Source organism: Deltaproteobacteria bacterium (genome assembly GCA_026712905.1).
GTDB lineage: Bacteria > Desulfobacterota > Binatia > UBA9968 > JAJDTQ01 > JAJDTQ01.
In genome coordinates, this window is sequence record JAPOPM010000180.1 from 1 (window position 1) to 8,208 (window position 8,208).

Annotated in this window: 6 protein-coding genes and 1 pseudogene; 4 read left to right on the plus strand and 3 right to left on the minus strand. The window is 62.0% G+C overall.

Annotation, left to right across the window (positions count from 1 at the left end; all coding sequences use genetic code 11):
- Both OXF11_15210 and OXF11_15215 read right to left on the minus strand, forming a co-directional pair.
- The coding region (locus OXF11_15210; protein MCY4488443.1) for a hydantoinase B/oxoprolinase family protein at nt 1–1,448 on the minus strand (1,448 nt) is incomplete at its 3' end.
- Entirely contained in the window at nt 1,445–3,547 is a 2,103-nt protein-coding gene (locus OXF11_15215) for a hydantoinase/oxoprolinase family protein (GenBank protein MCY4488444.1), read from the minus strand. The genes OXF11_15215 and OXF11_15210, both read right to left, overlap by 4 nt.
- Before the next feature lie 547 nt (nt 3,548–4,094).
- Here OXF11_15215 and OXF11_15220 point away from each other — a divergent pair.
- Nucleotides 4,095–4,721, plus strand: a complete 627-nt coding sequence (locus OXF11_15220) for an NYN domain-containing protein (GenBank protein ID MCY4488445.1) — start codon at nt 4,095–4,097, stop codon at nt 4,719–4,721.
- A 59-nt stretch (nt 4,722–4,780) separates the two neighbouring features.
- Here OXF11_15220 and OXF11_15225 read toward each other — a convergent pair.
- Nucleotides 4,781–5,235, minus strand: a pseudogene (locus tag OXF11_15225) (integrase core domain-containing protein).
- A gap of 156 nt (nt 5,236–5,391) precedes the next feature.
- On the opposite strand from OXF11_15225, the gene OXF11_15230 reads away from it, so the two are divergent.
- The 3 genes from OXF11_15230 (at nt 5,392) to OXF11_15240 (ending at nt 8,003) form a co-directional block, all read left to right on the plus strand.
- The gene (locus tag OXF11_15230) at nt 5,392–6,537 is read left to right on the plus strand and encodes a hypothetical protein (protein ID MCY4488446.1); all 1,146 of its coding nucleotides are present in this window, start codon (nt 5,392–5,394) and stop codon (nt 6,535–6,537) included.
- A 5-nt stretch (nt 6,538–6,542) separates the two neighbouring features.
- Nucleotides 6,543–7,481, plus strand: coding sequence for a phage exclusion protein Lit family protein (locus OXF11_15235; GenBank protein ID MCY4488447.1), 939 nt, complete (start codon nt 6,543–6,545; stop codon nt 7,479–7,481).
- Nucleotides 7,482–7,577: 96 nt separating this feature from the next.
- Complete coding sequence (locus OXF11_15240; protein ID MCY4488448.1) at nt 7,578–8,003, plus strand: hypothetical protein; 426 nt, start codon at nt 7,578–7,580, stop codon at nt 8,001–8,003.
- The last annotated feature ends 205 nt before the right edge of the window (nt 8,004–8,208 follow it).

Consider the following 8,208-nt stretch of genomic DNA (forward strand, 5'->3'; position numbering starts at 1 on the left):
GCCACGCCGAAGGCCACGCCGCGGATCTTCTCCTCCGGCGCGTCGTGAAGCTTCACGGTGGCTTCCACGCCCACGCCGCCGGCGAACTTGCCGGCGCCGCCGCCGTCTGTCAGGTGGCGGCGGTAGAGGTACATGAGCGGGAAATTCAACTCCAGCCACTCGACGTTGTGGCAGGTGAGGTAGCCGCCGGAATCGATGCCGTCGCCGTGGGGGCTGGCGCCGGAGCCGCTCAGCTCCAAAAGCGTGGAGACGTAGAAGCGGCCGTACTGGTTGACGCCGGCGTGGCGCACGACGCGGAACCCCAGGGTCAGCGCCGTGACCTCGTCCTTCCATGTCTCGCTGCCCGCCAGCATCTGGGCCAGCACCGAGGCGGACACGTAGGAGACCGTCTTGAGCCCCGAGGTGGTGTTCATGGACACCGGTCCGGGATACTGCACGTTCACCACCGTGCCTTCCGGGGCGATGACCTCGATGGGGCCGAAGGCGCCGTAGTTCTTGGGGAGGTCGTAGCCCAGGGCGGTGAGGACGGATTCGAAGACTCCACCGAAGGTGGCGTGGTACGGCAGGTTGATGCCCTGCCGCGCCTGTGGGTCGCTGCCGGTGAAATCGAACACCAGGCGGTCTCCGTGCTTGCGCAGATCCACACACACCCGGCGGGTCTCGTTGGCGGCGATGGTGCCCTCGTCCCGCCAGGTGCCATCGGGAATCTCGCGGAGCCGCTTCTTGAGGACGTCGCCCGAGTAGCGGATCATTTCCGCGGAAACCGCGGTGATGAGCTCCGGGCCGTACTGGGCGAACATCTCCTCCATGCGCGCGCGCGCCACGTTGTTGGCGGCCAGCTCGCACTTGAGGTCGAGCCCCACCAGCACCGGCTGCCGGGTCATGTTGACGAGGGTGTCGAAGACGTCCTGCCGCATCCGCCCCCGCTCCACCAGCTTGAGGCCCGGGATCCGGAGCCCCTCGTGGCAGATCTCGGTGGCGCCGGGCGAGTTGCCGCCCGGCGACATGGCGCCGATGTCCATGACGTGGACGAAGGTGGCGCTCCACGCCATCAGCCGGTCTTCGTGGTGGATCGGCGCGATCATGTAGATGTCCGACTGGTGGATGGCGGCGAGGTATGGATCGTTGAGCAGGAAGACGTCGCCGGGATAGATGCCGCCGTTCCCTTCGAAGCGTTCGATGATCCGCTTGACGGCGAAACCGGCGCAGGCCGCGTGACGGATCATCGACTCCCCCACCGACAGGACGTCGCCGTTGGCCATGTAGAGGGACGCCATGTAGTCGTGCAGTTGGGTGGTGTTGACCGTTCCGCCCACGCGCTCCAGGGTGGCGCCCATCTCGCGGGTGATCTCGTGGAGCCGATGCGAGAGGATCTCGAAGGTGACGGGGTCCACCTGCCTGCCGGTCGCGTCCGTGTGGGTCGAGTCAGTGTGGGTCGAGTCCATCATCGTCCTGCCTCCCCCACGAAGATCCGGATGTTGCGGAACCCGTCGATCTCGACACGGTCCCGGGGGTTCACCACCACGGTGGTTACCGGAGTCTCGATGACCGCCGGGCCGGACAGCCCCATTCCCGGCTGCATTCGCTGGAAATCGTAGATGGCCGTGGGCGCGAATTCACCCCGTTCCTCGAAGAAGACGTTTCGCGGCGGCTTCAGCGCGTCGTCCGCGGCGGCCTTGCGCACCGGAGCCTCCTTGATGCGCGGCTTGTTCAACAGTCCCACCGCGGTGACCCGGAAGGTCAGGATCTCCTTGCCCGCTTCCCGGTAACCCGAACCCTTGCCGTAGGCCTTCTCGTAGGCATCGTCGAAGTCCTCGTAGAGCCGCTCCAGGTCGGCATCCCCGAGGACCTCCGTTCCCGGGGCCAGCGGGACGTTGAGCTCGTGGACCTGGTAGCGGTAGCGCATGTCGATGCTGCGCGTGACGGCCATGTCCGCGGGACCGAATCCCGCGGCGCCCAGGTCCGCCTCCGCTCTGCGGATCAGCTCGGCGAAGTTGTCGTTGACGCGGCCGGCGTCCGCCGGCACCTGCAAGTGATCCGACTTGCCGTACTCGTGCACCACGTCCGAGCTGATGAGCCCGGTCGCGCCGTGCACCGAGGCGGTGAGGGGGATCACCACCTCCCGGACGCCCAGATCCGCGGCGTAGCGCCCGGCGTGAACCGGCCCGGCGCCGCCGAAGGCGAACAGCACGAAGGCCCGCGGGTCGTGGCCCTTCTCCACCGTCGCCCGGCGGATGAGGTCGCTCATGTGCGCGTTGGAGATGCGGTAGATGCCCAGGGCCGCCGCCGACTCACTCATTCCCAGGGGCTCGGCGATCCTTCGCTTCACCGCCTGAAGCGCCGCCTCGCGGTCGAGCCGCATCCGGCCGCCGAGGAAATAGTCCGGGTTGAGATACCCGAGGATGAGGTCCGCGTCGGAAACCGTGGGCTCGGCGCCGCCGAGGCCGTAGCATACCGGCCCGGGGCTGGCACCCGCCCCCTCCGGTCCCACCTTGAGGAGCCCGGTCTCTTCCTCGATCCAGGCAATGCTGCCGCCCCCCGCGCCCACGGACTCGACCCAGATCTTTGGCGCCAGCACCCGGTGGCGCAGCACCACCGGCGTGTAGTCCCGCTCGACGCGCCCCTCCCGCACCACGCCCACCTTGAACGTGGTGCCGCCCATGTCCGTGGCCAGGATGTTGTCCTCGCCGATCAGCTCGCCCAGGAAGCGCGTGCCCACGACACCGGAGGCCGGCCCGGACTCGATGGTGCCGACGGCGTTCCGGCAGGTGGCCTCGATATCGAGCACGCCGCCGTAGGCCTGCATGATCATCGGCGGCTTCGCCAACCCCTTGCCTCGCAGCACCTGCTCGAGATTCACCAGATAGCTTGAGATGCGGGGGCCGATGTAGGCGTTGAAGACCGTGGTGGCGGTGCGCTCGTACTCTCCCACGAAAGGGGCGGCGGCGCTCGAAAGGGTGACGTAGACGCCCGGATGCCGGCGTCGGAGGATGTCCCCCACCGCCTTCTCGTGAGCGTCGTTGGTCACGGACCAGAGCAGGCACACGGCCACGGACTCGACGCCGCGCGCCACCAGACCGTCCAGGGCCTCGGCCGCCTGGTGCTCGTCGAGGGGCACGGTGACGGCGCCCTTGTAGTCCATGCGCTCGTTCACCTCGGCAACGAGGGAGCGGGGCACGAACGGCTCGGGCTTCTGCAGCCACGCCAGCCGGCCCGCCTCCGCCTCGGTGAGTCCGTCGGTGACCTTCCCCTGCATCATGAGCAGGGTATCGGGAAAGCCTCTCGTCGCCACGAGGCCCGTCCGGGGCCCGGAACGGGTGATCAGGGTGTTCTCGCCGATGGTGCAAGCGTGAAAGAACAGCGTGGTCTGCCGGAGCAACTCCTCCTCGTCGCCGAGGCCGAGGTTCCCTGCCGCGTCCCGCACCGCGCCCGCCGCCCCGGCGGAATAGTCCGGCGGCGTGGAAAGCGACTTGCCCACCACCATCTCGCCCTGGTCGTTGACCACGACGCAGTCGGTGAAGGTGCCGCCGATGTCTACGCCGACCATGTACCGTTGTCGGGGATCACTCATAACTATACGATATTATTGTCGTTTATACGGCTACAAACTGTGGATCACCGAGGGGTCCCGATCCTCGTCGTAAGCATACTGTAAGCGGATTCATTCCAGTCTGTGCGCGTTCCAGCGCGGCTCTGTCTCGCAACTCCTCTAACGCCGATCTGCCATCGAACGCCTTTGCCACTGCCTCTCCGTGCCGAAGAAGGTTTTCCACCCGCGACCAACCCGTGCTCACAGGTAACCTTCGACGGCGTGGCTCACTATAGCAATCGATCCCAATACCGTCATCCCATCCGACGACGCCCCCTACTACGCGGATAACTCGGCAGGATACCAGGCAACTCCGCGGGGCTGTCTCGTAGTTGACCCCGAGTAGGAAAGACTTGTATGAATCGAAACTCGCTCAAACGAAGTCAACCTGAGGGTACTTTTGGTTGACATGCGGTGGCGGCAATAGTAAATTACGTAACCAACTTGCTAACCCCCCCCGGGATCGAGCCGGAAACGGCCCCCGGGGGTTTTTTTTGAGTTCCTTATGGCTCTAGAACGCGCGGTCCTCTTCATCGACGGAAGCAACTTTTACCATGCCGCCAAAAACCTCGGGGTCGCCACAGGAGAGCTCGACTATCAGAAATTGGCCGACAAACTTGTGATGAATCGGCAACTGGCCGGTATCCGATACTACGTCGGACAGGTTTCCGGGAATCTCTCCCGGCGCTCGTCTCAACAAAAGTTTCTGAGCAGGATCCAGGGCCAAGGGGTAAAGGTTTTCACGGGCCGAATCGAGCGCAGAATGGTCTCCCCGAACGACAATCCACTGATTGTAAGGCTAAAGGACGTGGTCGCGGCCCATAAGCCCGACCTCCGTGGTTCAATTCTCGTCGAACTTGAAGCCTTGTGCACGATGTCGGTCCCGCAGTACACCGAGAAGCGAGTCGATGTCTCCATCGCCGTAGACATGGTTACAATGGCGCACAGCGGGCAATATGATGTCGCGTATCTTCTCTCCGCAGACGGAGATTTCGTCCCGGCGGTCGAGGCCGTCAAGAAATCGGGCAAAAAGGTGTTCGCGGCTTCTCCGGCCTCCGGTTACGAGCTTGGAAGAGCCGTCGACCACTTCTTTCGCCTAAGGCGGGACTGGTTTTTGGGCTTGTCCGCATAGACAGCCTCATCGTTGGCCTACAGGGTGGCCGGCTAGGTAGCCGCTACCACCGGAACTTTTCACCCGACACCGCCGACTCCTGGAAGGGATCGGCGGTGGTTGAACCAGTCGACCCATTCGAGGGTGGCGAACTCGACCGCTTCGAGATGGCGCCAGAGGCCGCGTTGACGAATCACCTCGGTCTTATACAAGCCGATGATGGACTCGGCTAGGGCATTGTCGTAGGAATCCCCGACGCGGCCCACCGACGGCTAAATCGCAGCCTCAGCCAAAGCGCTCGGTGTAGCGGATCGACAGGCACTGAGTTGAATTCACCGTTGACGAAGCCGCGCCATGTCGCCACATAGGTCAGATCCGCCACCCGCAACGCGTTCGGCTGGCTGGCCTCGAACACCCGGTTCACCCGGTCCGCGGGCCGTGTGAGATCCCTCGCTGCCAGGGTCGTCTTCCCCCTCCGACCCCGGACCACGCCACGAAGGCCCAACTCTCCCATCAGCTGCGCCACCGTGTGGCGATGTCCATGCGCTCACCCCAAGCCTCGCGGTTCCAGTCCAACGGCGGGGCCGCGTGATTGCACAAAACGACTGGGTAGCTCGGCTCGACCTCGCGGTAACTCGAATACAGTATGGACCGTGTCGGGCAGCTGACAAGTAGACGATGGGGATCGACGATGGCAAATGAAACAGAATTGCAGTGGATGCGGCGATTGCTCGAAATGAGCGAAGGCCCGCTTGAAAAAATCCGCAGACAGCAAGTTTTGGCGGATCGACTATTCGCGACGCCCCTCGCTGAACATCTCGAATCACTCAATCGCCGATCTGCCCTCTTCGAAGCGACCCAATCCATTCTTGCCCGCCCTACGATGCTGGAACAACTGGAAACTCTAACGAAATCGGCTGACACGATTCGACGATTGGTCGACCGCGCTTTGTTGCCGGACCGGTATAGCCTTACCGCGATAGCCGAGAGGATGGCCAAGCAGGTTGACCTCTTCAAGACCGCAGGCCTCGCCGAGACCGCTTGGTCGCAGTTATTGTCAAAACAGATGGCCGCGATGAAGACACCCTGGCTCGACGCACATCTGACCTCGCTGTCTTTCGAGGGCTTCGCGGTGGTTTCGCGCCTCGGCCAAGCTGTCCGCTATACCGAACCATTCGATGAAGCCGCACGCGAACAAATGGACGAAGACCTTGGAGACCCCATCGAGGTTGAAAATGACGCCGGGCCGGATGAACGGGACGCCGCGCATGTACAAGCCGACATGAATGCGGCCATGCTGACCATTTCACCCGTTGCCGTCAGCGAAGTGCTGATTGAGACCGGCTTTACCTTTAAAGCGAACTTCGCGCCTTTGCCACCGACGACGGACGGAAGTGACCCGGGGCATGTATTTCACCCTGGCCACAATATGATGATCACTGCCGTTGAACAGAACCTGCGAACGGCAATTGATGCCAAAATGCAAGCGCAATACGGCGCGACATGGATGAAGACGCGGATTGATCCGTCCTTGTTGAAGGAGTGGATCACCCGACGCAAGGATGCCGTCGCTTGTGGAGAAAGCCCGCTGCCTCTGATTCAATATGCAAATTTCATGGACCTCAAGGATATTGTCGTGCGCCGCCAGCATTGGCGTGACGTGTTTGGAGTCTTTTTCGGAAAGAAAGAGCATTTCCAGACGTCGATGGAGCGCCTGCATCCCATCCGCCTACCGCTCGCTCACAGCCGGCCAATCGGAATCGCGCAGCAATACCACCTCATTTCGGAAGCCAGCCATATTCTGCGTGCCCTCGGCGTCGACATCTTCGAGGATTAGTGCCCGTGCGTTCCGCTAATCCGACTAAAGTGGCGTTCGATCTCATCGCCGGAAGCGTTCCGGAACACAGGCGACGTTTGGAGACATTTTGGGAAAAATACGCCGTTTGCTTTGAAGAAGTCGATGGCAAGGCTGGCATCTTTCTTAACGCCAACATCGACCGCGTCCAATACACGCGCAAAGACCTGCAGGTCATGTGGTTGACAGGTTTTTCTCTTTGGAGGTCGCTTGAACTGTTCGCCCCTGCCGTCATTCTGCCGACTTTGACGGGGACGCCCTCCTCGTCTTTTCTGACGCTTGATGACAAGCTGGAGGAGTTTGAGTACCACTATAGGGAAAGAATTGGGGCTGTTACTGCGCTCATTGGTGCGGCGGAATTAGACCCCGCGCGATGGCCGCCGGACATCCCATTGATGGTCGATTCCCGGGCAAAACTGACTAAAGCACAGGACATGGTCGTCTTCGATCTCGTCATGATGGCGACCGCGGTTCTCTTTCTACACGAGCTCAAGCATGTCGAATTTCACGCAGAACACGCCACCGGTACTCCACGTCCAGAGAAGCTGGCCGAAGAGGAACTCCAATGCGATGTGTGGGCACGCGACTGGTTCATGTCGGGTCTCGCCGACTACGCGAGCAAGAACGGCCACAGCTATCAGGAGGTTTGCTCGAAGCGAGCGTTGGCGCTGTTGCTCGTCTGCGAGTACTTGCGTCTGGCCGACCAGCATTCAGCGGTGTTTATCAGGAACGACTATCCCCCGCTAGCAATACGTATCGCTGCACTGTTTGATGCGGTAGACCTGCCTGTCGGTGATCATTGCTGGGTTGTAGCTGCCTGCATCCTATTCGCGGAAACTAGGCGTCAAGGCAAAATAACACCAGAGTTTGACAACACGTGTTCTAAGCAGATTACACAACGTCTGATCGTTGTACTTACACCATGATGCGCGAGGACAGCTCGCAGGATCGGCTTCGGTGACAGCGTCGGTGACTTGTCCGCGAAGACCGCCGACCTCGTGAAGCTCCGGCTACGGAAGGACATGGGGCTGTTCTACGATGTGCTTCACCGGCTGGACATCCCGCGTCGTGTGGATCAGGGCAAGGTGCCCAACTACAAGACCTTCAAGCATGCCCTCTACGGCATCCAGGAAGGCACACGCGCAGGGTGCCACGTCATGTTCCCGTTCCGCAACATGACCGTGGATCATGTCGTGCCACAGTCGACGGGCGGCGCGGACCACATCGGCCAACCTTCAGCTACTGTGCGCGGCCTGCAACTCGATGAAGGGAACGCGGAGCCAGGAAGAATTTGTCGCGGTCCTGGTGTGGGAAGGTCTGCGACAATAAGGAGCACGGACTTGACAACCGCCAAGCCCAAGAAGTCAGAGCATGGTCGCCCGGAGAACCCGAAGTATCAGGAAACTGAGGTGGTCCCACTTCGTTGGACAGGTAGGCGGCAGAAATAAGGTGTATTCCGAAGTGATCGATCATGCCGCCCGGGTCCTGTTTAACACGTCCTGCTGTTCGGGTAGAGCCGGCAGAGGGGCAGGTGAGCCGGGGCGCTGGGTCGGCCTCTGCGCCAACATCCCCTTCTCGTAGGCCTGGGCCGGCGTGGCGCCTCCCAAGGCAGAATGTGGCCTGTCCTGATCATAAAATGCGAACCAGCTTGAA

What these genes read in the sequence shown, in the direction of transcription:
- OXF11_15215 (MCY4488444.1), bottom strand. Translation starts at nt 3,547, where the DNA reads ATGGTCGGCGTAGACATCGGCGGCACCTTCACCGACTGCGTCGTGGTC.
- OXF11_15220 (MCY4488445.1), top strand. Translation starts at nt 4,095, where the DNA reads ATGGCTCTAGAACGCGCGGTCCTCTTCATCGACGGAAGCAACTTTTAC.
- OXF11_15230 (MCY4488446.1), top strand. Translation starts at nt 5,392, where the DNA reads ATGGCAAATGAAACAGAATTGCAGTGGATGCGGCGATTGCTCGAAATG.
- OXF11_15240 (MCY4488448.1), top strand. Translation starts at nt 7,578, where the DNA reads ATGGGGCTGTTCTACGATGTGCTTCACCGGCTGGACATCCCGCGTCGT.